A 21,994-nucleotide genomic window follows, 5' to 3' on the forward strand; every position below is an offset into this window, starting at 1 on the left:
GGACCGGCCCGCCCGCCTGCTGACCATCCACTGCGCCCCGCGCCGCCGGCCGGGGCCTTTCTCATGCCCGGGAGGGCCCCATGAAACTCATCTCGCGCGCCGAGTGGGGCGCGCGCCCGTACCGCACCCCGAGCGGCGCCACCCCGTACTCGCGCGCCCGCCGCGGCGTGAAGGTCCACTACCTGGGCACCGTCTACGAGGACCGGCCGCACACCGCGTGCGCCGCCTACGTGCTGAAGATCCAGACCTCGCACATGGACGGCAACGGCTGGTCCGACATCGGCTACAGCTTCGTCGTCTGCACCCATGGCTCCGTGTTCGAGGGCCGCGGCCTGAAGCGCCGCAACTCCGCGAACGGCAACACCAGCCTGAACGAGCAGGACTATGCGGTGCTGCTGCTCGTCGGATCGTCCGGGCTGACACAGCCGACCGACGCCCAGCTGCACGGCGGCCGGAACGCCATCGACTACTGCCGCGAGCACGGCCCCGCCGGGGACTGGCTCGGCGGGCACCGCGACGGCTACGCCACCGCCTGCCCTGGTGATGCGCTGTACGCGTGGGTGCGGAAGGGCGCGCCCCGCCCGGACTGCCCGCAGGCGCCGACACCGACGCCGGGCGGCCCGTACACCGTGGAGGCCGGCGACACCCTCTCCGCGATCGGCCGGAAGCTCGGCGTCCCGTGGAAGGACATCGCCAAGGCCAACCGGCTCAAGGCCCCGTACCGGATCGTGCCGGGCCAGGAGCTGACGACCCCCAGCAAGACCGGGGCCGTGAAGCCGGCCGCCCCGCCGCGGCCGGTGGTGGACCTGTCCAAGCTGACCGCCGCGGCGCTGGCGGACCCGCCGAAGCGCGGCACACCCGTCTCCTACCGCGGTGTGAAGACCGTAGAGACCGCCCTCGTGCGTGAGGGGCTCCTCGCCCCGAGCCTCGCGGACGGCCACTTCGGCACCGCCACCCGCACCGCCTACGCCGCCTGGCAGCGCCGCTGCGGCTACCGAGGCACGGCGGCCGACGGCATCCCCGGAGCCGCATCCCTGAAGAAGCTGGGCAGTCGCTGCGGCTTCACCGTCACCAACTGATCGATCGGAGACCAGCCCATGTTCACTCGCGCATTCTGGAAGGCCACCGCCGAGCGGATGATCCGCACCTTCGCCCAGGGCACCCTCGGCGTGGCGAGCGCCGACGGCCTCGGCATCCTCGACGTCGACTGGGCCCAAGCCGCGTCCGTCGGCGGACTCGCCGCAGCCCTCGCCCTGCTCACCGCCATCGCCGCATCCGGCGCGGGTCAGCCCGGTCCGGGCATCACCGAGTCCGCGGGCCGGACGTGACCCCGCCGGAGCAGCACCAGGTGGCGCTGGAGCTCGAGCGGCTGCGCGGCGAGGTGGTGGCGGGATTCGCCGCACTGGGCGGCCGGCTGGACACCGCGCTGCAGCGGACGTCTCAGACGGAGGCGGATATCGACAAGCTCGAGCAGCGGATCGAGCTGCTAGAGCGGGCCCGGTGGCCTTTGCCGTCGGTGGCCGCGCTGGTCGCGGTGGTGGGGCTGGGCCTGTCGCTGTATCAGCTGGCGGCCCGCTGAGATGAGTGACGACGCGATCCGCGCCGCCATCGCCACCGGACACTCCGTCATCAGCATCGCCTCCGCCGCAGACCTCAGCCGCGCCCGTCCGCCGCTGACACCCCTCACACACGCGCCCCCTGTCTGGTCCTCCGGGACCGGGCAGGGGGCGCTTTCGTCATGCCCGCTTGCGCGCAAGACCCCGCCTAGCGCTCGGACGAGCAATCCGACGCAATCACCCACCGGTCAGCGCCCGACCGTCGCATGCTGGAGCCACCAACCAGCCACGACGGAGGACGACATGACACTCCGCTTCATCGGCACCACGTCCGAGCACGGCAACTGCCCCACCCTCTACGAGATCGAGGAGACCGGGGACCTCGTCGTCCAGGGCGACGAGATCGACGCCGGGCACCGCGCCCAGCTCCGGGACCTCGGCGTATCGGAAACCGCCGTAGTCATCCCGCGGGACCTGCTCACCCGCTACGCCCCCAAGGAGTAACCGTGCCCCTGGTGCCCTTCGAGGAGATCGCCCACCTGTTCAGCGAGTTCGAGCACACTGCGTTCCGGCTGGAGACCCGCCGCGGCTACGCCTCCGACCGGCAGGGCGCCCGGTTCCAGGCGTTCATGCGCGGCACCGACCCGCAGCCCGAACCGGACCACCCGTGGAACGTCAACGTGCGGGAGAAGACGGCGGCCGGCGCCCGGTTCTCACGGGTGCGGATCATCGACGAGCCGCCCACGGACGCACAGCAGTTCCTCATGGCCACTGCGGCCGGCAACATCGCCGCAGGCGAGGACATCCGCGTCCTACCCCGTGGGGAAGCCGTGCGCCTCGCCCTTCCCGGCTACGACTTCTGGCTGTTCGACTCCCAGGCCATGGTCCGCATGCACATCGACGACACCGACACCACGGTCGGCGTGGAGCTCGTCGAGGACCAGGCGCAGGTTCTCGCCGCCTGCCGAGCCCGAGACGCTGCCTGGCCCCTGGCCGTCCCTACTGCCGAGGCCTGGGCACAGGTACGTTCGTCTGTGTGACCACGGACTACCAGACCGCACGGGTCGCCCTCGGTGCGCGGCTGCGCGAGCTGCGTACCGAGACCGGCCTGACCGGGAAGGACTTCGCCGACCAGCTCGGCTGGCAGCCCTCGAAAGTGTCCCGTCTGGAGCACGGGAAGCAGACCGCGACGGAGGCCGACCTCGAGGCCTGGGCCGCCGCCGCAGGCGCGCCCGAGCACGCCGCCGACCTGAAGAGCCGCCTCCGGGGGCTCGAGTCCCAGCAGCGCTCGTGGCGCCGCCAGCTCGCCACCGGACACCGGCCGGTCCAGGACCGCTACGTCGTGGAGTACCGGCAGACGGCAACCGCCCGCGGCTACGAGGCCACCGTCATCCCGGGCCTGTTCCAGACGCCCGGCTACGCCCGGCACCTGCTGCTGCAGAACGCCGACCTGATGGGCTCCCCCCGCGATACCGACGAGGCCGTGGCCGCCCGTATGCGCCGCCAGGAGGTGCTGTACGAGGCGGGCAAGCTGTTCCGCGTCCTCGTATGGGAGGGCGCCCTCCACGCGCTGATCTGCCCGCACGACGTCATGGCCGGCCAACTGGACCGGCTCGTCGGGCTGATCGGCATGAGCACCGTGGAGCTGGGGATCGTCCCGCTAGGCGCCCCGCTGGGGTTGACCCCGAAGCACGGTTTTTGGATCTTCGATGAGAAGCGCGTCATCGTCGAGACCATCAACACGGAGCTCCAGTACGACTCGGCCGACGACCTCGCCCTGTACGGCCGGGTGTGGGACCGCCTCAGCGAAGGCGCAGCGCACGGTGCACGGGCGCACCGCCTGATTGCCCGGGCCCGCGCACACCTCTCGCCCGCGTGAGCAACCGCTGACAAGCCGCTGAGCGACCCGCGCAATCCTGAGCAATCGCCGCGCCAGGGCGGGCCGTCGGTTCCTACGGTCCTGGTCATGGAGACGGGAATCCAGCCGGCCGCGGGCGGACACGCGGACACGCACAGCTACTGCCACTGGCACAAAGGGCCTTCCGGGAGCGCCCGCCTGGTCGATCTCGTCGAGCGGCAGTCCGGGCCCCCGGTCGCGCTGTACGCCTGCGCCCCGTGCCGCGAGCAGCGCCGGCTCCCTGTGCGGCTGGAGGCGACGGCATGAAGCTCTGGGACCACGCCACCTCCCTGGCCGACGGGCGCACCGGGCTGATCACGATGGACCTCGGCGACGACATGTTCCGGCTGCGTTTCCACCACGGCCGCGCGCCGCGGCCCGGGCTCCTGAGCGAAGCGACGATCCGCGGCAAGCGGCTGCGGTCGGCGACCGACGAGGAGAAGGCCCAGGCGGTCGCGGCAGGGCTGGTGCGGGAGAACGAACGCAGCGGCCTGCGCCCTGCCCCGAAGAGCCGCCGCCCGGAGTAGCACCCGGGCGGTACGGCGGGCGTCCGACGGCGATCTCTACAGGCCGCCCGCTGCCACGGCCCCGGCCGGTCACAGGATTCCCGTCCGGCCGGCCGGGGCCAGTGGACCGCACGAATTCCACCCCGGTCGCTTCTCCCTGGCAGGTACCGCGACCGAGGCGGGACGGGCCCAACCCCCATGGGCGGGCCCTCAGCAAGTGCGCACGACCAGAGGAGACGGACTCCTCGGTGACAGCACACCCGGAGGTCACCATGCGGTATCGCCTGGACCTGGTCAAGAACGGCGGCGGCGAGGACGACGGCAAGGGCGGCAACCCGCCCACCGGCGACTCGGACGACGGCCGCCAGTACAACCGCTGACAACCGTCGCGTGACACACCCGGCCCGGCATCCATTGGGGTGCCGGGCCACCCCCTTTGTGACGAGAGGATGAGCCCGTGGCAAGAACCGTGACGGGGACGAGCAGGGTGACGGTGCTGCCCCTGCTCCACATGTGGCCTGACAATTACTGCGTCCTCGCATACACCGCGGCCGGCGAGCTGGGCGAGACCGCGATCGTGGGATACGTCCCCGTCCCGGGCATCCCCGACGTGTCCCTGATGGACGTAGCGGCCCGGCACGAGCCGCAGCGCCTGTACGGCTCGAACAGCGCCGGGTTCGCCGACGCCTGCTGGCTCATCTGCACCGGCTGGTCCGGGCGCGGTGTGCCGAAGCCCGACACCCTGGACCTGAAGAGCGCCGCCTGGAAGCTGGACGTCGACCGCACCGTCCCTCTGGCCAAGACCATGTACGGCTACGACCAGCTGCACGTCGGCCGGCTCACCCTCGACGACGACCAGCTCATGCGTCAGGCGCAGAACGTCCTCGCTGCCGGCGCCCGCGCGTAACCTCAGACGGCCCTCGCGGGCAGACCTTCCCCCGGGCGGACCGCGAGGCGCCTGCGACGCCCCTGCTTCGGCGGGGGCGTTGCCGTATCCGGCCTCGTGCTGTCAGTGGGGCGGCGTAGCGTGGCGGTAGTCCCTTATCCACGCTTCTGGCTGCTGCGCGAGAGACCGGGCCTGACGGCCGTACCTCCGGGTGCGGCCGTGTCCGTTTTGCCCAGTCACCTTCGATTCGAAGGGCGCGAGGGGCGACGCGTCCCACTCGCCGGAGAGCGGGGCAAAGTCGCAGGTCAGACGGCTGGGGCGTCGCTCTACTGGCGCGCGTAAAGTAGCCACCCGCTAGTGGTGTCCTAGCCCATGGTTGGGGTTCCCGGAGCCGGTGCCGCCGCTGACGAGGTAGGAGACCCTGGCCTCGATCAGTGCCCTGAAGAGCCGGTCGCCGCCCGGTGGTACCGTCCCGGCCGCCATCAGCTCGCCCAGCGAGAACGCCCGGGGCCTGACCACCCGCAGTGAGAGGCAGGTCGAGCCGACGGCCACCGGGGGCAGCACCGCGTGCATCCGGGTACCGTCCGGGAGCCGCGCGTCCACCCAGGGGCTGGCGTCGTCCAGCCGTCGCCCCGCCACTGCAGCGAGCCGCTGCGCCAACCGGCGAACCGCCGCCGCGTCGGTGAAGCTCACCTCCGTGAGCCCGAGTCCGCAGCCCCGGTCCACCCATACCCGGTCCGGTGCCGAGACCAGCACATCGGTCACGGCGGGGTCCGCGAGAAGCGGCTCCAGCGGCCCGGTGCCGACCAGTTCGCAGCGCAGTTCCTCGGCGGCGCCGAGCACTTCCGCGTCCCCGAGCAGCCGTCCGTGCGCCCGCAGCGCCGCCGCGACCCCCGCGGGGGTCGGTTCGACCCCGCTCTCCGCCAGCCGCTGCCGCACCGCTTCGAGAAGCACCGCTGTCACGCCGCACCTCCATCGCTGTGCACCCGCGCCCAGAAGGCAGTGCAGAACCCGGCCAGCGGGTCGCGGCTCCCGGCGCCGGGCGGAACTCCCGCGTCGAGATCGGCGGCCAGCCCTGGTTCCAGGGGGAGTTCACCGACCAGCGGCAGTTGCAGTGCCTCGGCAACCCACTGCTCGTCGAGCCCCGACCCCCAGGGCCCGCGGACGACGACCCGCAGATCGCCCAGCACCATGCGGATGGTCGAGGCGACCCGCCGCGCGGCTGCCACGGCACGCAGATCGCCCGGCACCACGAGGAGCCCCACGTCGAGCTGGGCCAGTGCCTCTGCGGTTCCCTCGTCGACCCGGCGGGGCAGATCCACGACGACGACGCCACCGCGCCTGCGGGACGCGGCGAGCACCGATCGCATGGCCTCCGGCGGGATGGCCACCGAGTCGCCCCGGTCCCAGCTGAGCACCCGCAGCCCGTGTACCGATGGCAGCGCTTCCTCCAGCGCACCGCCGGCGACGCGGCCTCTGGACGCCGCGAAGTCCGGCCATCGGCGCCCCTCCTTCTGCTCACCGCCGAGGAGCACGTCCAGGCCGCCGCCGAGCGGATCGCCGTCGACGAGCATCGTGCGCCGGCCTTCGCGGGCCGCTGTCACAGCGAGCGCGCAGGCCAGCGTGGACGCGCCCGATCCGCCCCGTCCTCCGACCACACCGACGGTCAGCGCCGGGCGGCCCACGCCCTCCGCCACATCGGCGATCCTGTCGACGAGCCACCCCTCGGCGTCGGGGAGCCTCAGCACGCAGTCGGCACCGATCTCCACCGCCCGGCGCCACACCCGCGGATCGTCCTGATCACGCCCGACGAGGAGGACCCCTCCACGGCGGGTGGCCCCGACGCACCGGGCGGCTGCGTCGTCACCGACCAGGATCAGAGGCGCGGCCTCCCAGCCGCCGCGGCCCTCCGGCACCGTGTGGTGCACCTGCGGCTCGGCGCCTGCCGCGGCGCAGAGCCGCAGCAAGTCGTCGAGGAGGACAGGGTCCTCGGTGATGATCAAGGGGCCGGCCCTGCGCTCGGCCCGGAGCCGGTCGCCGCCCATCGCGCCCATCGCGCCGTCGGCGCGGGCCGCGCCCGGCGCTCCGGCCGTCATGTGTCCCACCACGACATATCCCCTCTCGCCGCGATGCCGCGGCGACTCTCGCGGGGTGCCGTGCAGCGGTCCCCACGTGCCGGACCGGTCCCACGGCGAGTGGGATCGATCCGGGATCCGGTGATTCCTCCGGTCCGTGAACTTCACGGGCGGAATCACCGTGCAAGACGGCCGGAAATCGTGTGGATCTTGCTCGAAAACTGTGGACAGCCCACCGCTTGTGAATAACCCGGTAGCCCATACCGGTGACTTACGGCGTCACTTCCCCAGCGCGGCACTATGCTCACGCAGAGTGACCAGAGGTCGGAGGTAGCGGAGCCCCGCGTTCCGGCTGGCGAGAGGGGGAGAATCAGCGGTGATGCCGGGCGAAACGCCTCCGGACATGCGACGACCCCCGCCGGGGGGGAGAGCGGGGGTCGTCCCCACGGCCGACTCGGGGGGGGAGGAGTCGGACCGGGTTAGCACGGTCGCGAACGATCCGTGACTTCCATGGTGTACCCGAGAGCCTTCTCAGGCAAACCCACGCGCCCCACCTTACGCCGAATGGAGGGCGCATATGCTCTGCGTCGTGGAAAACCACTCCTTGCCGCGAACAGCAGCCTTCTTTGACCTGGACAAGACGGTCATCGCGAAGTCATCGGCACTGACCTTCAGCAAGTCCTTCTACCACGGAGGGCTGATCAACCGACGCGCCGTGCTGAGGACGGCGTACACCCAGTTCGTCTTTCTCGCGGGCGGCGCCGACCACGACCAGATGGAGCGAATGCGGAAGTACCTGTCCTCGCTCTGCAAGGGCTGGAACGTGGAGCAGGTGAAGGAGATCGTCGCCGGGACCCTGCACGATCTGATCGACCCGATCATCTACGACGAGGCCGCCTCACTGATCGAGCACCACCACACCGCCGGCCGCGACGTCGTCATCGTCTCCAGTTCCGGTGCCGAGGTCGTCGAGCCCATCGGCGAGCTCCTGGGCGCCGATCGCGTGGTGGCGACGCGGCTGGTGGTCGGAGAGGACGGATGCTTCACCGGCGAGGTGGAGTACTACGCGTACGGGCCCACCAAGGCCGAAGCGGTGAAGGATCTCGCCGCGTCCGAGGGGTACGACCTCGGGCGCTGCTACGCCTACAGCGACTCCGTCACCGACGTCCCGATGCTGGAAGCCGTGGGTCATCCGCACGCGGTCAACCCCGACCGGACGCTGCGGCGTGAGGCGGCCTCACGCGGCTGGCCGGTGCTCGTCTTCAACCGGCCGGTGCGCCTGAAGCAGCGGATCCCGGGGTTCGCCATGCCCCCGCGCCCCACGCTCCTCGCGGCCGCTGCGGCGGGGGCAGCCGCCGTCGCCGCCGGGCTCGTCTGGTACGCCGGCCGGCGCCGCGGCGCTGCCGCCGGCACCCGCCTTCGAGGGGGAGGGTAAAAAGTGCGGCCGGGGGTTCCGCTTGCGGTGCGGCCGGAGTACAAAGGAGGTAACGGCCCGCGAGACCTGGGACATCCGAGAGGATCACCTTCTACGCAACAAAGGCCCACGGACCGCGCATGGACGCCGAGTACCCACGCGACGTCGACCCGTCGAATACGGGCCAGCCGCACCAGGTGACGGGCAAGGTTCCCGACCTGATGGGCAACATCACGAGGACGCTTGGTAACTCGGCCGACATGCCAGCGGCGGTACCGTCCGGTGCCGCCGCAGCCCTTGTCGGGCCCCGCTTCCGCCTGTCTCCGTCGCCCCGGCGTCTGCTTGGCGTCATCCGCCGACTTCTGCGGCCTACTTGCCGTCTCTGCCGGCTCTGCCGTGTTCGGCCTTCAACACCTGCCGCGCCCTGCACCCTCGGCCCGGCCCGACGGCGTCAGGCCGCTCCGCGCTGAAGCGCCTCGCACACGGCCGTCGACTCCCGGACGCCGAGTTCCACAGCGCGGCCGCAGTGGGCGATCCAGGCGCTCACCCCCTCCGGGGTTCCCGACAGATAGCCCTCGAACGCCTTGAGGTACGCCGCGCGGCCCAGTTCCGCGTGGCCGACCTCCGCGGGGCAGATCGACTTGGGGTCCAGTCCGCTGCCGACGAGGACGATACGCTCCGCCGCCCTGGCGACCAGGCCGTTGGCCGAGGAGAACGGGCGCAGGGCCAGCAGCTCGCCGTGCACTGCGGCGGCCATCACCAGCGCAGGCGCCGAACTCCCCGCGACAACCAGGCGCGAGAGCCCCTCGAGCCGCCCGGCGACCTCCTCCGCACCCGGGAGTGGAGCGTCGATCAGTGGCTCGTGGACCTCCTCCCCCGCGAGCCTCGGCCTCCCGACCGCCTCCGCAGGGGCGGCTCCGCCCTCCGCGACCAGATGCAACCGGGCCAGTACCCGCAGCGGGGAATGCCGCCAGACGGACAGCAGCTGGCCCGCCTCGGCGGTCAGCCGCAGCGCGGCCCCGACGGTGCGGGCCTCTTCCCCGCTCCCGAAGTCCGTACGCCGGCGCAGCTCCTCCAAAGCCCAGTCCGCGCCCGAGAGCGCGGCGGACCCCCGGGCTCCGCGAAGCGCAGCCTCCGAGGTGACCTCGTTGCTGCGGCGCCGCATGACCCGGTGTCCGTAGACGCGGTCCACGGCCTCGCGCACGGAGTCCACGGCATCCGCGACCCCGGGAAGACCGCCCAGAGCCGCCAGGGGATCGGGGGAGTTCGTACTCATAACCAGGCAGGCTACGCGCCCCGGCCCCGCACCCCACGTTGGAGTGGTCTTCTTCACCCACTTCGGAGACCCCGAGCCCCCGACCCGCTACCTTAGGTGAACATGAAGATCGCTTTCGTGGGCAAGGGCGGTAGCGGCAAGACGACGCTGTCCTCGCTCTTCATCCGCCATCTCGCCGCCCAGCAGGCCCATGTCGTCGCGGTGGACGCCGACATCAACCAGCATCTGGGCGCCGCGCTCGGACTCGACGACCGGGAAGCCGGGGGACTGCCCGCGATGGGCGCACACCTGGCACTCATCAAGGAGTACCTGCGCGGGACCAATCCGCGGATCACGTCCGCGGAAGAGATGATCAAGACGACGCCGCCCGGAGAGGGGTCCCGGCTCCTGCGCGTCCGGGAGGACAACCCGGTCTACGACGCCTGTGCCCGGACGGTGCGGCTCGACGGCGGGCAGATCCGGCTGATGGCGACCGGTCCCTTCACCGAGTCGGACCTCGGCGTCGCCTGCTACCACTCCAAGGTCGGGGCGGTGGAGCTCTGCCTCAACCACCTCCTCGACGGCCCCGGCGAATACGTCGTGGTCGACATGACGGCGGGCTCCGACTCCTTCGCCTCCGGCATGTTCACCCGCTTCGACATGACGTTCCTCGTGGCCGAACCCACCCTCAAGGGTGTCTCCGTGTACCGCCAGTACCGGGACTACGCACGGGACTTCGGCGTCGCACTCAAGGTCGTCGGCAACAAGATCCAGGGGCCGGACGACCTCCGGTTCCTGCGCGACGAGGTAGGCGACGACCTTCTCGTGGCCGTCGGGCACTCGGACTGGGTGCGGTCGATGGAGAAGGGCCGTCCGCCGCGGTTCGCGGAGTTGGAGGAACCCAATCGTGCGGCGCTGCGCACGCTGCGGCAGGCGGCCGACGCCACCTGCGCCCGGCGCGACTGGGCGCGGTACACCCGGCAGATGGTGCACTTCCACCTGAAGAACGCGGAGAGCTGGGGCAACGCGAAGACGGGGACCGACCTGGCCGCCCAGGTCGACCCCGGCTTCGTACTCGGGGAGCAGACGGGGCAGTTCAGCGCGCCGCAGCCGGCCTGACCGCAGCGGGCCCGCCGTGCGCCGGGCTACCCGTGAGGGACCCGCGCCCGGCCGGCCGGACCGCAGCGGGGCCGCCGAAGGCGGCACTCGCCCCGCCGGCACCGGCCACCGATGCGCCCCCCGTCTGGCCGGCTCCATCCGTGCCGGGCGCGGCCGTCCCCGCCCCGGGGGCGGGGGCCGGACCGGCAACCGGGCTGCCGCCCGGCTTGTCGGAACCGGGGGAGGCCGCGGTCAGAAAGTCGTCCCAGCCGCTGCTCGGCGCCCGGCCGACCGGTAGCGTGCGCAGTCGCCTCAGCACCTCGGGGTCCTGCGCGTCCAACCAGTCGACGAGCTGGCGGAACGACACACACCGCACGTCACGCTGTACGCAGATGTATCCCATGGCCTGCTCGACCGCGCGCATATAGGTGCCGCCGTTCCACGACTCGAAGTGGTTGCCGATGATGAACGGCGCGCGGTTGCCCTGGTAGGCACGGTGGAAACCCTGGATCAGTCCGTCGCGCATCTGGTTTCCCCAGAAGGTGTGCATACTGGGGGCGCCCTTGGCGGTACCGGACTGGTTGATCATGAAGTTGTAGTCGGTCGACAGTGTCTCGAAGGTACGGCCGGGCACGGGGACCATCTGCAGGGAGAGGTCCCACACGCCGTGCTTCCTGTCCGGCCAGATCTGCTCGCTGATGCCGCTGCTGTCGTAGCGGAAGCCCTGCTGCGCCGCGATCGCGAGGAAGTTGTCGCGGCCTTCGAGACAGGGCGTGCGGGCACCGACGAGTTCCCGGTCGTAGTCGAACGGCAGCGAGCGCTCGCGCGGCAGGCCTGCGTTGGTGCGCCAGTTCTTCACGAACGACCTGGCCTGGTCGAGTTCGCTCCTCCATTCGTCGGGCGACCATGTGGCACCGCCGCCCACCGGCCCGCAGAAGTGGCCGTTGAAGTGGGTGCCGATCTCGTTCCCGTCCATCCAGGCGGCGCGCAGTTCGCGGACGGTGGCCTTGATGCCCTCGGTGTCGTTGAATCCGATGTCCGAGCGGCCCCGTTTGTGCCGGGGCGGGTCGTACAGTTCGGCCTTCTCCTCGGGGAGCAGGTACACACCGCTGAGGAAGTAGGTCATCGTGATGCCCTGCTTCCTGCCCACCTCCCGGAAGCGGGCGAAGAGCCGGGCGCGGTCCTCGCCCGCCCCGTCCCAGGAGAAGACCACGAACTGCGGCGGTTTCCGGCCCGGCTGCAGCCGCTCCGGGCGCGCCAGGCCCGGCTGGGTTCCGGTGTACGAGGTCGAGCCGTCCCCGATCTGGCCCAGCCGGTTCCCCAGGGCACCGGAGAGCCCCGGCCCCCCGTCTCCTCCGGTGCATGCGGCGAGGCCCGCGGTGAGCGCGGTGGCCACGGCACCGAGGACGGCCTTCCGTGCGACGGGCAGCATCCGTCCACCCTCTTCCGTCGTGTGCGGTCATGCGCGAATCGATACGCCGATACGACTGCGGACCCGAAAAAGCTCCCACCCGAGCGCATGGAGTGGGGGAGGCAGGCCGAGCCGGGATGACTAATCACCGGATCGAAGGAACGAGGATCCTATTTGCCACAAAACTTATGTTTCGTTTTTATCTGGTGTGATGATGCATTTACCGAAACCAGAGACTGTGAGCGAGTGCGGTTCGGGACTTCGGGCGTTCCGCCGCGAGCACCCGCCATCGCACGCCGCACCTCGCGGCACCGCACGCGTCCCGCGACCCACGCGGCCCGGGAGGGGACAGGAAGGAGACGGGAAGGCGACGGGAAGGCGACGGGAAGGAGACGGGAGTCATGCCCACCCGCGATCGCCCCAGTACCGACCGGGCGCCCCAGGCACTCCAGGCACCCCTGGGACCCCGGGCGCCCGGTCGAACCGCCACCTTCCGCCCGGCCGGGCGCGACGGCCATCACCCCGGCCGGAAGGCCCGGAGGGCCGCCGTCCGTGCCGGATCGGCCGCCCCGCCAGTCCCGCCGGAACCGCGCCCCACCGCCCCCTCCCGAGCCGGACGCCGGAGGGTCGGGAGGGGGCGGTGGGGCGGCCGACTCGACCGGGGTGAACCAGCCCCCCGTGGCGTACGTGAGTACGGGTGGCCCCTTCCCCCACCGCCCGGGAGAAGGGGCCGCCCCATCGGAACAGGCGACCTCACGCCAAACGGGCACCACCGCCTCGCCCCGGATCCCGAATAGGTCTAAACCATTCTTCTGACGACCCTTGCCACCCGGCCATCCGCCTGATGGGCTATGGCCCGGGACACAAACGCACATAGGACGCCCTGGGAAAGGGAGATGTCGTGAGCAACAAGAGCCTGGCCAACCTCTTGAGGGAAGAGCGGCGGTTCGCCCCGCCGGCCGAGCTGGCCGCGCACGCCAACGTGACCGCGGAGGCGTACGAACAGGCCGCGGCGGACAGGCTCGGCTTCTGGGCCGAGCAGGCACGGCGGCTCACCTGGGCCGAGGAGCCGACCGAGACTTTGGACTGGTCGAACCCTCCCTTCGCCAAGTGGTTCGCCGACGGCAAGCTCAACGTCGCGTACAACTGCGTGGACCGCCATGTCGAGGCCGGGCACGGGGACCGCGTCGCCATCCACTTCGAGGGCGAACCGGGCGACAGCCGGTCCCTCACCTACGCCGAACTCAAGGACGAGGTCTCCCGGGCCGCCAACGCACTGACGGAGCTGGGCGTCCGCGCCGGCGACCGGGTCGCGATCTACCTGCCCATGATCCCCGAGGCTGCGGTGGCGATGCTGGCCTGCGCCCGGATCGGTGCCGCTCACTCGGTGGTCTTCGGAGGGTTCTCGGCCGACGCCGTGGCCTCCCGCATCCAGGACGCCGACGCCAAGCTGGTGATCACCGCCGACGGCGGCCACCGCCGCGGGGGGCCCAGCGCGCTCAAGCCCGCCATCGACGGAGCCGTCGCCCAGTGCCCGCAGGTCGAACGCGTGCTGGTGGTCCGCCGCACCGGCCGGGACACCGCGATGACCGAGGGGCGTGACGTGTGGTGGCACGACGTCGTCGATCGTCAGCCGGTCGAGCACACTCCCGAGGCGTTCGACTCCGAACACCCGCTCTTCATCCTGTACACCTCCGGAACGACGGGTAAGCCCAAGGGGATCCTGCACACCTCGGGCGGCTACCTCACCCAGGCGGCCTACACCCACCACGCCGTCTTCGACCTCAAACCGGAGACCGACGTGTACTGGTGCACGGCGGACATCGGCTGGGTGACGGGCCACTCCTACATCGTGTACGGGCCCCTGGCCAACGGCGCGACGCAGGTGATGTACGAGGGCACGCCCGACACCCCGCACCGGGGCCGCTTCTGGGAGATCGTCCAGAAGTACCGGGTGACGATCCTCTACACGGCGCCGACGGCGATCCGCACGTTTATGAAGTGGGGGGACGACATCCCCGCGAAGTCCGACCTGTCGAGCCTTCGCCTCCTCGGTTCGGTCGGCGAGCCGATCAACCCCGAGGCCTGGATCTGGTACCGCAAGCACATCGGCGGCGACAGCGCCCCCGTCGTGGACACCTGGTGGCAGACCGAGACCGGGGCCATGATGATCTCGCCGCTCCCGGGTGTCACCGAAACCAAGCCCGGCTCGGCCCAGCGCCCCCTGCCCGGCATCGCCGCGACGGTAGTCGACGACGACGGCCGCGAGGTGCCCGACGGCGGCGGTGGCTATCTCGTCCTCACCGAGCCGTGGCCCTCCATGCTGCGCACCATCTGGGGCGACGACCAGCGCTTCATCGACACCTACTGGTCGCGCTTCGAGGGCCGGTACTTCGCGGGCGACGGCGCGAAGAGGGACGACGACGGCGACATCTGGCTGCTGGGCCGGGTCGACGATGTGATGCTGGTCTCCGGCCACAACATCTCGACGACCGAAGTCGAGTCCGCCCTGGTCTCCCACCCCAAGGTCGCCGAGGCAGCTGTCGTCGGCGCGGCCGACGAGACGACCGGCCAGGCCATCGTGGCGTTTGTGATCCTGCGCGGCACGGCGCACGAGGACGAGAACCTCGTCACCGAACTCCGCGACCATGTCGGGGCGGCTCTCGGGCCGATCGCGAAGCCCAAGCGGGTGCTGCCGGTCGCCGAGCTGCCCAAGACGCGCTCCGGCAAGATCATGCGCCGACTGCTGCGGGACGTGGCGGAGAACCGTCGGCTCGGCGACGTCACGACCCTCACCGACTCCTCGGTGATGGACCTCATCCAGTCCAGGCTGCCGACGGCTGCCCCGGAGGACTGAGTGGGCGAGGCCGCCCCGAAGGGCACCCGGGGCGAACGCGCCGGGTGCCCGTTCTGCGCCTATGGTGAAAGATCAACCGGACGTACCCCCGTTCACCCGGACGAAGTCATTAGGTAAGGTAAGGAGTTGCGTCGCAGACGCAACAGGAAACCGAGGTGCGCCGGGAAGTCTGGTCGGCACGTGCTTTGCCCTGCCCAACCGACCGGAGGTTCCCACCCGTGGCAGCGCCGACCCCCACCCCCCGTAAGTTCCTCGGGCTCCTCTCGCTCCCCGAGCGGAACTTCGTGGCGGATGCCCTGCGCACCGAGACCGTCGGCGGAATCCTCCTCCTCGCCGCCGCCATCGCCGCGCTGCTCTGGGCGAACACCCCCCTGGCCCCCAGCTACCAGGCGGTGTCCGACTTCCACCTGGGCCCGGCCGCACTCGGGCTCGACCTGTCCATCCAGCACTGGGCCGCCGACGGACTCCTCGCGATCTTCTTCTTCGTGGCCGGTATCGAGCTCAAGCGGGAGCTCGTGGCGGGCGATCTGCGCGACCCCAAGGCCGCCGCGCTCCCCGTCATCGCCGCCGTCTGCGGAATGGCCGCCCCCGCGCTCACCTATGTGCTGGTCAGCTCCCTCGGCGGCGGCTCTCTGGCCGGCTGGGCCGTCCCCACGGCAACCGACATCGCCTTCGCCCTGGGCGTGCTGGCGGTGATCGGCACATCGCTGCCGTCGGCGATCCGCGCCTTCCTCCTCACCCTCGCCGTCGTCGACGACCTCTTCGCGATCCTGATCATCGCCTTCTTCTTCACCAGCTCCCTGAACTTCGCCGCGCTCGGCGGAGCCCTCGCCGGCCTCCTGGTCTTCTGGCTGCTCCTCCGCAAGGGGGTACGCGGCTGGTACGTGTACGTCCCGCTGGCCCTGGTCATCTGGGGGCTGATGTACAACAGCGGCGTCCATGCCACCATCGCGGGCGTCGCCATGGGCCTGATGCTGCGCTGTACCAGGCGCGAGGGCGAGGAGCACTCGCCGGGCGAGCGCATCGAGCATCTCGTGCGGCCGGTGTCGGCCGGTTTCGCCGTACCGATGTTCGCTCTGTTCTCGGCCGGGGTGAGCGTCTCCGGCGATGCCCTGCACGCGGTCTTCACCCGCCCCGAGACCCTCGGCGTGATCCTCGGACTGGTCGTGGGCAAGACGTTCGGCATCTTCGGCGGCACCTGGCTGGCCGCCCGCTTCACCAAGGCCGAGCTGAACGAGGACCTGGCCTGGCCCGACGTCCTGGCGGTCTCGTCGCTGGCCGGCATCGGCTTCACCGTCTCCCTGCTCATCGGTGAGCTGGCGTTCGCCGGCGACCCCGAAATGACGGACGAGATCAAGGCGGCCGTTCTGCTCGGTTCGCTGACGGCTGCGCTGCTGGCCTGTGTGCTGCTGAAACTGCGGGTACGCAAGTACCAGGCCCTGTGTGCCGCGGAGGATCTCGACGAGGACCAGGACGGCATCCCGGACGTGTACGAGAAGGGCAACCCGGAGTACCACCTGCGGATGGCCGAGATCCACGAGAAGAAGGCGGCGGAGCACCGGCGCATGGCGGAAGCCGCGAGTGCGTCGCGCGCCGACGGCGACAGTCCGGCATGATCTGACAGCAGATCCTAAGCAGAGACAAGGGAGTCACCGATGAGCGACCCCGGCAGCACGACCACCGCCCTCGAAGCCGCGGGCGACGTGGTCGGACCGGTTCGGCTGGCCGGCGCGGACAAGTCCCTGGGGCAACTGGTGGCCACGGCGACCGCTGAGGTGTCCGCCCTGGTGCACGACGAGATCGCGCTGGTGAAGGCAGAGCTCAGGCAGGACGTCAGGCGAGGGGTGACAGGCGGCGTGGCCGGCGTGGTCGCCGGGGTCCTCACCCTGTTCTCGCTGCCGGTGCTGAGCTTCGCCGCCGCCTACGGCATCCACAACCTCGGTCTGGGGCTCGCCTGGTCGTTCCTGATCGTCGGAGCGGCCTTCCTGCTGCTGGCGGGCCTGGCGGTGCTGCTGGCCGTGACCAAGTTCAGGAAGGTCACGCCGCCGGAGCGCTCCATCGCGTCGGCCAAGCAGACGGCCGCCGTACTGCAGAACGCCAAGCCGCACCCCCGCGCGGCCGAGGACCCCTCCACATCTGTGGCACGCTCGTCAGCATGACGGCACCCGATACGCCCTCCGTCGGCAACGGAAGCAGCACCGGCAACGGAAGCGGCGGCCCCATCCGGATCGACGGGCCCTGGACCCATCGGGACGTGGCGGCCAACGGTGCGCGCTTCCACATCGCGGAGCTGGGCGACGGACCGCTGGTGCTGCTGCTGCACGGGTTCCCGCAGTTCTGGTGGACATGGCGGCACCAGCTGCCCGCGTTGGCCGACGCCGGCTTCCGCGCGGTCGCGATGGACCTTCGCGGCGTCGGGGGCAGCGACCGCACGCCCCGGGGTTACGACCCCGCGAACCTGGCACTCGACATCACCGGCGTGGTGCGGTCCCTCGGCGAGCCCGACGCGGCGCTCGTCGGCCATGACCTCGGCGGCTACCTCGCCTGGACGGCCGCAGTGATGCGGCCCAAGCTCGTACGGCGGCTTGCGGTCTCCTCGATGCCGCACCCGCGCCGCTGGCGTTCGGCGATGCTCGGCGACTTCGCGCAGAGCCGGGCCGGCTCGTATGTGTGGGGCTTCCAGCGGCCGTGGCTGCCGGAGCGTCAGCTCGTCGCGGACGACGCCGCCCTGGTGCGGCGGCTGATCAGGGAATGGTCCGGTCCCTGCCCGCCCGAGGAGGAGGCCCTCGACGTCTACCGCCGGGCGATGTCCATCCCGTCGACGGCGCATTGCTCGATCGAGCCGTACCGGTGGATGGTGCGGTCGATGGCCCGTCCGGACGGTATCCAGTTCAACCGGAGGATGAAGCGTCCGGTCCGGGTGCCGACGCTCCATCTCCACGGCTCACTGGACACGGCGATGCGCACCCGCAGCGCGGCGGGCTCCGGTCAGTACGTCGAAGCCCCCTACCGGTGGAGGCTGTTCGACGGGCTCGGCCACTTCCCCCACGAGGAGGACCCGGTCGCGTTCTCCAGCGAGCTCATCAACTGGCTGAAGGACCCCGAGCCCGACCGATGACCCGGGACCCCAAGTGACTTGCCGTCAGGCCCGCAGATGACATCCGGCCTCCGTCGGCGGCCCTCGGACCGGCGCGCCCCGGTCGCCCGATCGGGGGGCAGGGGAGCCGGGGTGCCCGCGGTGCGGCGCCGCACAAAGGGGTGACCCCGTGCGAAGCGGCCCCTGCCGCCGCACACCGAGGCGGCCCCTGCCGCTGCCCGGGATGCGGCCGTGGGGCGAACGGGTGTGCGGCGAAAGGGGATTGCCCGGCGCATAGGCCAATTGGCGGGCCCCGATGAGGTTACCGACCTTGGGGCAGGGGCACACGTCGGGGTATGGGCTGGACGCACGACTACAGTGACACAGCACGCAACTCCCGCTCGGCCTCCGCGCCGATCACCGACGAAAGGGGCGGCCCCCAGGGGCGGGGCCATGATCCTCGTCTCGGGATCCCGCGCATCCTCCGCCGCCGCGCCCGCTGGGTCTCGGCGCGACTGCGCCATCCTCGCGGCTGACGCCGTCACAGCGCCGCCCGCTCCCTGCTCCCGCACCTCTCCACGGGACGGACAACACCTGTGGACCGCGGCAGCCGGTGTGGAGCGAGGACGCCTTCCGCCTCCCCGCTGCTTCCGGCTACCTGCTGCTTCCGGCTACCCGGCAGGGCCGCTCCCCGCGGGCGTATGCGCGGCCCTCGGCGCGTGCCCGGCACGGGCACGCGCCGACACACACGAACACCCCGGCGGGCGTTCCGCGGGGGGCGTGCCGCCCCGGTACACGCGAAGCCCGGAGGACGTTCCCCACGGGTGTGCCGCCGGCCGTCGCGCATGCCTGCGCCGCGAGCGTCAGAGTGCGCAGCCCTCGCTGTCGACCTCCTGGTCGGCCGTGCGACCGAGCCTGATGTCCTCGCGGATCTCGTCGGCCGTCAGTGCGTAACCGGTGTCGGCGTCGTCCAGCGACCGGGCGAAGATCACTCCGTACACCTCGCCGTCGGCCGTGAGCAGCGGGCCGCCGGAGTTGCCCTGGCGGACCGTCGCGAACAGCGAGTAGACATCACGGCGCACGTCGCCGCGGCGGTAGATGTCGCGGCCCTCGGCCTCTATGCGACCCCGGACCCGCGCGGAGCGGACATCGTAGGACCCGTTCTCCGGGAAACCCGCGACGATCGCGCTGTCACCGGTGCGGGCGTCCTCGTCGCTGAAGCGCAGCGGCGGCGCCTTCAGGTCGGGGACGTCCAGCACGGCGATGTCGCGCTGCCAGTCGTAGAGGACGACCTTCGCGTCATACCGCCTGCCCTCCCCGCCTATCTGCACCGTCGGCTCGTCGACTCCGCCCACGACGTGCGCGTTCGTCATGACCCGCCGTTCGGAGAAGACGAAGCCCGTGCCCTCGAGGACCTTGTTGCAGCTCTGCGCCGTACCGACGACCTTGACGATGGACCGCTGCGCCCGGGCCGCCACCGGGCTGTCGACCAGCGCCGGGTCCGGCGGCCTCACCTCGGTGATGGGCTCGTCGGCGAAGGGGCTGAAGACCTGGGGGAAGCCGTTCCGCGCAAGGATGGACCGGTAGTCCTGGAACCATGTCGGCGCCTGCGCCGGCAGTACCCGGGTGACACCGTGCAGGATCTTGGAGTTCCTGGCCTCCGTGCCGAACAGAGGCAGCGCCGTGCCTTCCACGAGGAGGCCGATGATCCAGGCCACCAGCAGCAGTGCGGCGACGTTCACGAGGGCACCGCCGGTGGCGTCGAGCGCACGTGCCGGGGTCCATGTGATGTAGCGGCGCAGCTTGTTGCCGAGATGGGTGGTGAGGGCCTGGCCGACGGAAGCGAAGACGATCACGACGACGACGGCGACGATGGCGGCTGCCGTGGACACCTCCGTCCCGTTCGTCATCCGGTCCCACAGGAACGGGAGCGCATACACGGCGACGAGCCCACCGCCGAGGAACCCGATCACCGACAGGATGCCGACGACGAAGCCCTGGCGGTATCCGACGACCGCGAACCACACGGCGGCGAGCAGCAGCAGGATGTCCAGCAGGTTCACCGTCGTCAGCCTCGCAGTTCGTCGTCCGGCACTCCGTCCGGCAGGGGAAGCCCGGATCAGCTCCCGGTGGCGCCGGACCGACCACCGGGAGAACACGGCACGGGGGCAACGGTCTCATGAACGCCAGTCGAGCGGGACCTGCCTGGCACGGTCCCACGGTCGTTCCCAGCCCGCGAAGTGCAGGATGCGGTCGATCAATCCGCCGGTGAAACCCCAGACCAGAGCCGATTCGACCAGGAAGGCCGGACCGAGGTGACCGCTGGGGTGGACGGCCGTGGCCCGGTTCACCGGGTCCGTGAGATCCGCCACGGGCACGGTGAAGACCCGGGCGGTCTCGGCAGGGTCGACGGCGGTGACCGGGGAGCGGTCACGCCACCAACCGAGCACCGGGGTCACGACGAAGCCGCTCACCGGGATGTACAGACGGGGCAGCACCCCGAAGATCTGGACGCCGGACGGATCGAGGCCGGTCTCCTCCTCGGCCTCCCGGAGAGCGGCGCGGAGCGGCCCCGTGGTCACCGGATCGCCGTCACCGGGATCGAGGGCACCCCCGGGAAACGACGGCTGGCCGGCATGGGAGCGCAGGCTGGTCGCCCGCTCCATGAGCAGCAGTTCGGGGCCACGGGCGCCGTCTCCGAACAGGATCAGCACGGCGGACTGGCGCCCTCCGCCGCTCGCGGGCGGGAGAAAACGGCTGAGCTGCTCGGCAGCTATGGTTCCGGCTGACCGCGCGACGGGTTCCAGCCAGCCGGGCAGGCCTTCGCCACTCACCAGCGCGCCGCCCTCGTGCGTCCCGTGCGTCCCGTGCGTCCCGTGCGTACGTGTCATGGGCACCCCCCTGGTGTGCAACGCCCGCGGTGGTCGGGAACGTTCCGGCGGGCCCCGGCAGGCCCCGGTATCGGCGCGCAGGGGGAAGCCCGGAAGGACGGCGAGAGCCACGAGCCCGCCCGGTACGACAAGGGCCACGAGCCCGAACAGGGCGGCAAGCCCCGGTGAGACGGCCGCGCCGGAGCCGGGCGGCGGCGATGCGGTGCCCCGCGCCCCGTCCGGAAGCTGACGCCGGGAGGGGTCACCGGGACCCCAGCGGGGCTGCGGGCTTGCCCGGGTAACCGGGCGGAGGGCTCAGACGCTGCCCGGGGAAGCCGCCCTTCTCGTACTTGAGGAGCTTCCTCGCCTTCTCCGGATCGGTCTCGCCTTCCCCGTACGAGGGGCAGAGGTGGGCGATGGGGCATGCGCCGCACGCCGGTTTGCGGGCGTGGCAGATCCGGCGTCCGTGGAAGATGACCCGGTGGGAGAGCATCGTCCACTCGCTCTTGGGGAAGATGCCGGCGATCTCTGCCTCGATCTTGACCGGGTCCTGCTGCTCGGTCCACTTCCACCGGCGGGCGAGCCGCATGAAGTGGGTGTCCACGGTGATGCCCGGTACCCCGAAGGGGACCGACACATTGGCACCATGGTCGCCAGAGCCCGCCCGGCAAGCGTCACAGGCGCACGCGTTGCCCATGACCACGAATGCGGTCTTCCGGCCGACACCGGGGAGTTTCACCATGTCAGCCAGGGTGCGCGGGACCATGCCGTCATGCTCGGCCACGATGGCGGCGGCTAGGCCGGTGATGCTCCGGGTCTTGGCCCGGAAGAACCCCGTAGGCCGGATCAGTTCCTCAACGTCGGCAGGCTCCGCACCGGCGAGATCAGCGGGCCGGGGGTACTCGGCGAACAGTGCGGGTGTCGTCTGGTTCACCCGCAGGTCTGTCGTCTGCGCGCTGAGCACCGTTGCGACCAACAGTTGCCACGCGTTCACGTAGTCCAGTTCGCAGTGTGCGTAGGGGTACACCTCGGCTAGAGCACGGTTGATCTTCCGCGCCCGCCGAACCATCGCCAGCCGGGTCTCTTCCGCCAT

At 71.2% G+C, this 21,994-nt stretch carries 23 protein-coding genes and 1 pseudogene; 17 read left to right on the forward strand and 7 right to left on the reverse strand.

Annotated elements, in window-relative coordinates; genetic code table 11:
- The first annotated feature begins 80 nt into the window (after positions 1 to 80).
- The 10 genes from SCWH03_RS24835 (at position 81) to SCWH03_RS24875 (ending at position 4,866) form a co-directional block, all read left to right on the forward strand.
- The gene (locus SCWH03_RS24835) at positions 81 to 1,079 is read left to right on the forward strand and encodes a LysM peptidoglycan-binding domain-containing protein (RefSeq protein ID WP_173266598.1); all 999 of its coding nucleotides are present in this window, start codon (positions 81 to 83) and stop codon (positions 1,077 to 1,079) included.
- Between the two features lie 18 nt (positions 1,080 to 1,097).
- Positions 1,098 to 1,328, forward strand: a complete 231-nt coding sequence (locus tag SCWH03_RS24840) for a holin (protein WP_173266600.1) — start codon at positions 1,098 to 1,100, stop codon at positions 1,326 to 1,328.
- Between the two features lie 20 nt (positions 1,329 to 1,348).
- Positions 1,349 to 1,579, forward strand: a complete 231-nt coding sequence (locus SCWH03_RS24845; RefSeq protein ID WP_254076998.1) for a hypothetical protein — start codon at positions 1,349 to 1,351, stop codon at positions 1,577 to 1,579.
- Between the two features lie 280 nt (positions 1,580 to 1,859).
- Positions 1,860 to 2,060 (forward strand): hypothetical protein, encoded by a 201-nt coding sequence (locus SCWH03_RS24850; RefSeq protein ID WP_173264480.1) that lies wholly within the window; start codon positions 1,860 to 1,862, stop codon positions 2,058 to 2,060.
- A gap of 2 nt (positions 2,061 to 2,062) precedes the next feature.
- The gene (locus tag SCWH03_RS24855; RefSeq protein WP_173266602.1) at positions 2,063 to 2,596 is read left to right on the forward strand and encodes a DUF6879 family protein; all 534 of its coding nucleotides are present in this window, start codon (positions 2,063 to 2,065) and stop codon (positions 2,594 to 2,596) included.
- Positions 2,593 to 3,435, forward strand: a complete 843-nt coding sequence (locus tag SCWH03_RS24860) for a helix-turn-helix domain-containing protein (protein WP_173266604.1) — start codon at positions 2,593 to 2,595, stop codon at positions 3,433 to 3,435. The genes SCWH03_RS24855 and SCWH03_RS24860 overlap by 4 nt, the downstream gene beginning before the upstream one ends.
- Positions 3,436 to 3,522: 87 nt before the next feature.
- The gene (locus SCWH03_RS24865; RefSeq protein ID WP_173266486.1) at positions 3,523 to 3,720 is read left to right on the forward strand and encodes a hypothetical protein; all 198 of its coding nucleotides are present in this window, start codon (positions 3,523 to 3,525) and stop codon (positions 3,718 to 3,720) included.
- Positions 3,717 to 3,980, forward strand: coding sequence for a hypothetical protein (locus SCWH03_RS24870; protein WP_173266606.1), 264 nt, complete (start codon positions 3,717 to 3,719; stop codon positions 3,978 to 3,980). Before SCWH03_RS24865 ends, SCWH03_RS24870 begins: the two co-directional genes overlap by 4 nt.
- 227 nt (positions 3,981 to 4,207) lie before the next feature.
- Positions 4,208 to 4,339 carry a hypothetical protein gene (locus SCWH03_RS29695; protein WP_272491124.1) on the forward strand — a complete coding sequence of 44 codons (132 nt, stop codon included), beginning with the start codon at positions 4,208 to 4,210 and terminating at the stop codon, positions 4,337 to 4,339.
- Positions 4,340 to 4,416: 77 nt separating this feature from the next.
- On the forward strand, positions 4,417 to 4,866 hold the full coding sequence (locus SCWH03_RS24875) for a hypothetical protein (protein ID WP_254076999.1): 450 nt from the start codon (positions 4,417 to 4,419) through the stop codon (positions 4,864 to 4,866).
- A gap of 363 nt (positions 4,867 to 5,229) precedes the next feature.
- Here SCWH03_RS24875 and SCWH03_RS24880 read toward each other — a convergent pair.
- Positions 5,230 to 5,808, reverse strand: a pseudogene (locus tag SCWH03_RS24880) (ATPase, T2SS/T4P/T4SS family); the annotation flags it as partial.
- Positions 5,805 to 6,941, reverse strand: a complete 1,137-nt coding sequence (gene ssd / locus SCWH03_RS24885) for a septum site-determining protein Ssd (protein WP_371872771.1) — start codon at positions 6,939 to 6,941, stop codon at positions 5,805 to 5,807. The gene ssd and the pseudogene SCWH03_RS24880, both read right to left, overlap by 4 nt.
- A gap of 556 nt (positions 6,942 to 7,497) precedes the next feature.
- Between ssd and SCWH03_RS24890 the strand changes: the two genes are divergently transcribed.
- Positions 7,498 to 8,355, forward strand: coding sequence for an HAD family hydrolase (locus SCWH03_RS24890; RefSeq protein WP_173266610.1), 858 nt, complete (start codon positions 7,498 to 7,500; stop codon positions 8,353 to 8,355).
- Between the two features lie 430 nt (positions 8,356 to 8,785).
- Here the strand turns inward: SCWH03_RS24890 and SCWH03_RS24895 are convergent, their stop codons facing one another.
- Positions 8,786 to 9,610: a Fic family protein gene (locus SCWH03_RS24895; RefSeq protein ID WP_173266612.1), complete on the reverse strand. Its 825-nt coding sequence runs from the start codon at positions 9,608 to 9,610 to the stop codon at positions 8,786 to 8,788.
- Between the two features lie 102 nt (positions 9,611 to 9,712).
- Here SCWH03_RS24895 and SCWH03_RS24900 point away from each other — a divergent pair, with 102 nt between their 5' ends.
- Positions 9,713 to 10,708, forward strand: coding sequence for an ATP-binding protein (locus SCWH03_RS24900; protein WP_173266613.1), 996 nt, complete (start codon positions 9,713 to 9,715; stop codon positions 10,706 to 10,708).
- Here SCWH03_RS24900 and SCWH03_RS24905 read toward each other — a convergent pair.
- Entirely contained in the window at positions 10,686 to 12,119 is a 1,434-nt protein-coding gene (locus SCWH03_RS24905) for a polysaccharide deacetylase family protein (RefSeq protein ID WP_254077000.1), read from the reverse strand. The two genes, SCWH03_RS24900 and SCWH03_RS24905, sit on opposite strands and share 23 nt — an antisense overlap.
- Before the next feature lie 880 nt (positions 12,120 to 12,999).
- On the opposite strand from SCWH03_RS24905, the gene acs reads away from it, so the two are divergent.
- From acs to SCWH03_RS29405, 5 genes are all read left to right on the forward strand, one after another.
- Entirely contained in the window at positions 13,000 to 14,955 is a 1,956-nt protein-coding gene (acs, locus tag SCWH03_RS24910; protein WP_173266615.1) for an acetate--CoA ligase, read from the forward strand.
- Between the two features lie 218 nt (positions 14,956 to 15,173).
- Positions 15,174 to 16,571 (forward strand): Na+/H+ antiporter NhaA, encoded by a 1,398-nt coding sequence (gene nhaA / locus SCWH03_RS24915; protein WP_173266617.1) that lies wholly within the window; start codon positions 15,174 to 15,176, stop codon positions 16,569 to 16,571.
- Positions 16,572 to 16,610: 39 nt separating this feature from the next.
- Complete coding sequence (locus tag SCWH03_RS24920) at positions 16,611 to 17,114, forward strand: phage holin family protein (RefSeq protein WP_254077001.1); 504 nt, start codon at positions 16,611 to 16,613, stop codon at positions 17,112 to 17,114.
- A complete protein-coding gene (locus SCWH03_RS24925) occupies positions 17,111 to 18,073 on the forward strand; it encodes an alpha/beta fold hydrolase (RefSeq protein WP_173266619.1) in 963 nt (320 codons plus the stop codon). The genes SCWH03_RS24920 and SCWH03_RS24925 overlap by 4 nt, the downstream gene beginning before the upstream one ends.
- Before the next feature lie 314 nt (positions 18,074 to 18,387).
- Positions 18,388 to 18,567 (forward strand): hypothetical protein, encoded by a 180-nt coding sequence (locus SCWH03_RS29405; protein ID WP_254077002.1) that lies wholly within the window; start codon positions 18,388 to 18,390, stop codon positions 18,565 to 18,567.
- 327 nt (positions 18,568 to 18,894) lie between these two features.
- On the opposite strand, the gene SCWH03_RS24930 is transcribed toward SCWH03_RS29405, so the two are convergent.
- The 3 genes from SCWH03_RS24930 to SCWH03_RS24940 all read right to left on the reverse strand — a co-directional run bounded on the left by SCWH03_RS24930 (position 18,895) and on the right by SCWH03_RS24940 (position 21,994).
- A complete protein-coding gene (locus SCWH03_RS24930; RefSeq protein WP_173266620.1) occupies positions 18,895 to 20,094 on the reverse strand; it encodes a MarP family serine protease in 1,200 nt (399 codons plus the stop codon).
- A gap of 114 nt (positions 20,095 to 20,208) precedes the next feature.
- Positions 20,209 to 20,922 carry an NUDIX hydrolase gene (locus SCWH03_RS24935; protein WP_173266622.1) on the reverse strand — a complete coding sequence of 238 codons (714 nt, stop codon included), beginning with the start codon at positions 20,920 to 20,922 and terminating at the stop codon, positions 20,209 to 20,211.
- Between the two features lie 241 nt (positions 20,923 to 21,163).
- Positions 21,164 to 21,994 (reverse strand): endonuclease III domain-containing protein, encoded by an 831-nt coding sequence (locus SCWH03_RS24940; RefSeq protein WP_254077003.1) that lies wholly within the window; start codon positions 21,992 to 21,994, stop codon positions 21,164 to 21,166.

Source organism: Streptomyces pacificus (assembly GCF_011766325.1).
GTDB lineage: Bacteria > Actinomycetota > Actinomycetes > Streptomycetales > Streptomycetaceae > Streptomyces > Streptomyces pacificus.

What these genes read in the sequence shown, in the direction of transcription:
- SCWH03_RS24900 (WP_173266613.1), top strand. Translation starts at nt 9,713, where the DNA reads ATGAAGATCGCTTTCGTGGGCAAGGGCGGTAGCGGCAAGACGACGCTG.
- SCWH03_RS24940 (WP_254077003.1), bottom strand. Translation starts at nt 21,994, where the DNA reads ATGGCGGAAGAGACCCGGCTGGCGATGGTTCGGCGGGCGCGGAAGATC.
- SCWH03_RS24895 (WP_173266612.1), bottom strand. Translation starts at nt 9,610, where the DNA reads ATGAGTACGAACTCCCCCGATCCCCTGGCGGCTCTGGGCGGTCTTCCC.
- SCWH03_RS24865 (WP_173266486.1), top strand. Translation starts at nt 3,523, where the DNA reads ATGGAGACGGGAATCCAGCCGGCCGCGGGCGGACACGCGGACACGCAC.
- ssd (WP_371872771.1), bottom strand. Translation starts at nt 6,941, where the DNA reads ATGACGGCCGGAGCGCCGGGCGCGGCCCGCGCCGACGGCGCGATGGGC.
- SCWH03_RS24850 (WP_173264480.1), top strand. Translation starts at nt 1,860, where the DNA reads ATGACACTCCGCTTCATCGGCACCACGTCCGAGCACGGCAACTGCCCC.
- SCWH03_RS24925 (WP_173266619.1), top strand. Translation starts at nt 17,111, where the DNA reads ATGACGGCACCCGATACGCCCTCCGTCGGCAACGGAAGCAGCACCGGC.
- SCWH03_RS24935 (WP_173266622.1), bottom strand. Translation starts at nt 20,922, where the DNA reads ATGACACGTACGCACGGGACGCACGGGACGCACGGGACGCACGAGGGC.
- SCWH03_RS24890 (WP_173266610.1), top strand. Translation starts at nt 7,498, where the DNA reads ATGCTCTGCGTCGTGGAAAACCACTCCTTGCCGCGAACAGCAGCCTTC.
- SCWH03_RS29405 (WP_254077002.1), top strand. Translation starts at nt 18,388, where the DNA reads ATGGGCTGGACGCACGACTACAGTGACACAGCACGCAACTCCCGCTCG.
- SCWH03_RS24870 (WP_173266606.1), top strand. Translation starts at nt 3,717, where the DNA reads ATGAAGCTCTGGGACCACGCCACCTCCCTGGCCGACGGGCGCACCGGG.
- SCWH03_RS24920 (WP_254077001.1), top strand. Translation starts at nt 16,611, where the DNA reads ATGAGCGACCCCGGCAGCACGACCACCGCCCTCGAAGCCGCGGGCGAC.
- SCWH03_RS24835 (WP_173266598.1), top strand. Translation starts at nt 81, where the DNA reads ATGAAACTCATCTCGCGCGCCGAGTGGGGCGCGCGCCCGTACCGCACC.
- SCWH03_RS24905 (WP_254077000.1), bottom strand. Translation starts at nt 12,119, where the DNA reads ATGCTGCCCGTCGCACGGAAGGCCGTCCTCGGTGCCGTGGCCACCGCG.
- SCWH03_RS24840 (WP_173266600.1), top strand. Translation starts at nt 1,098, where the DNA reads ATGTTCACTCGCGCATTCTGGAAGGCCACCGCCGAGCGGATGATCCGC.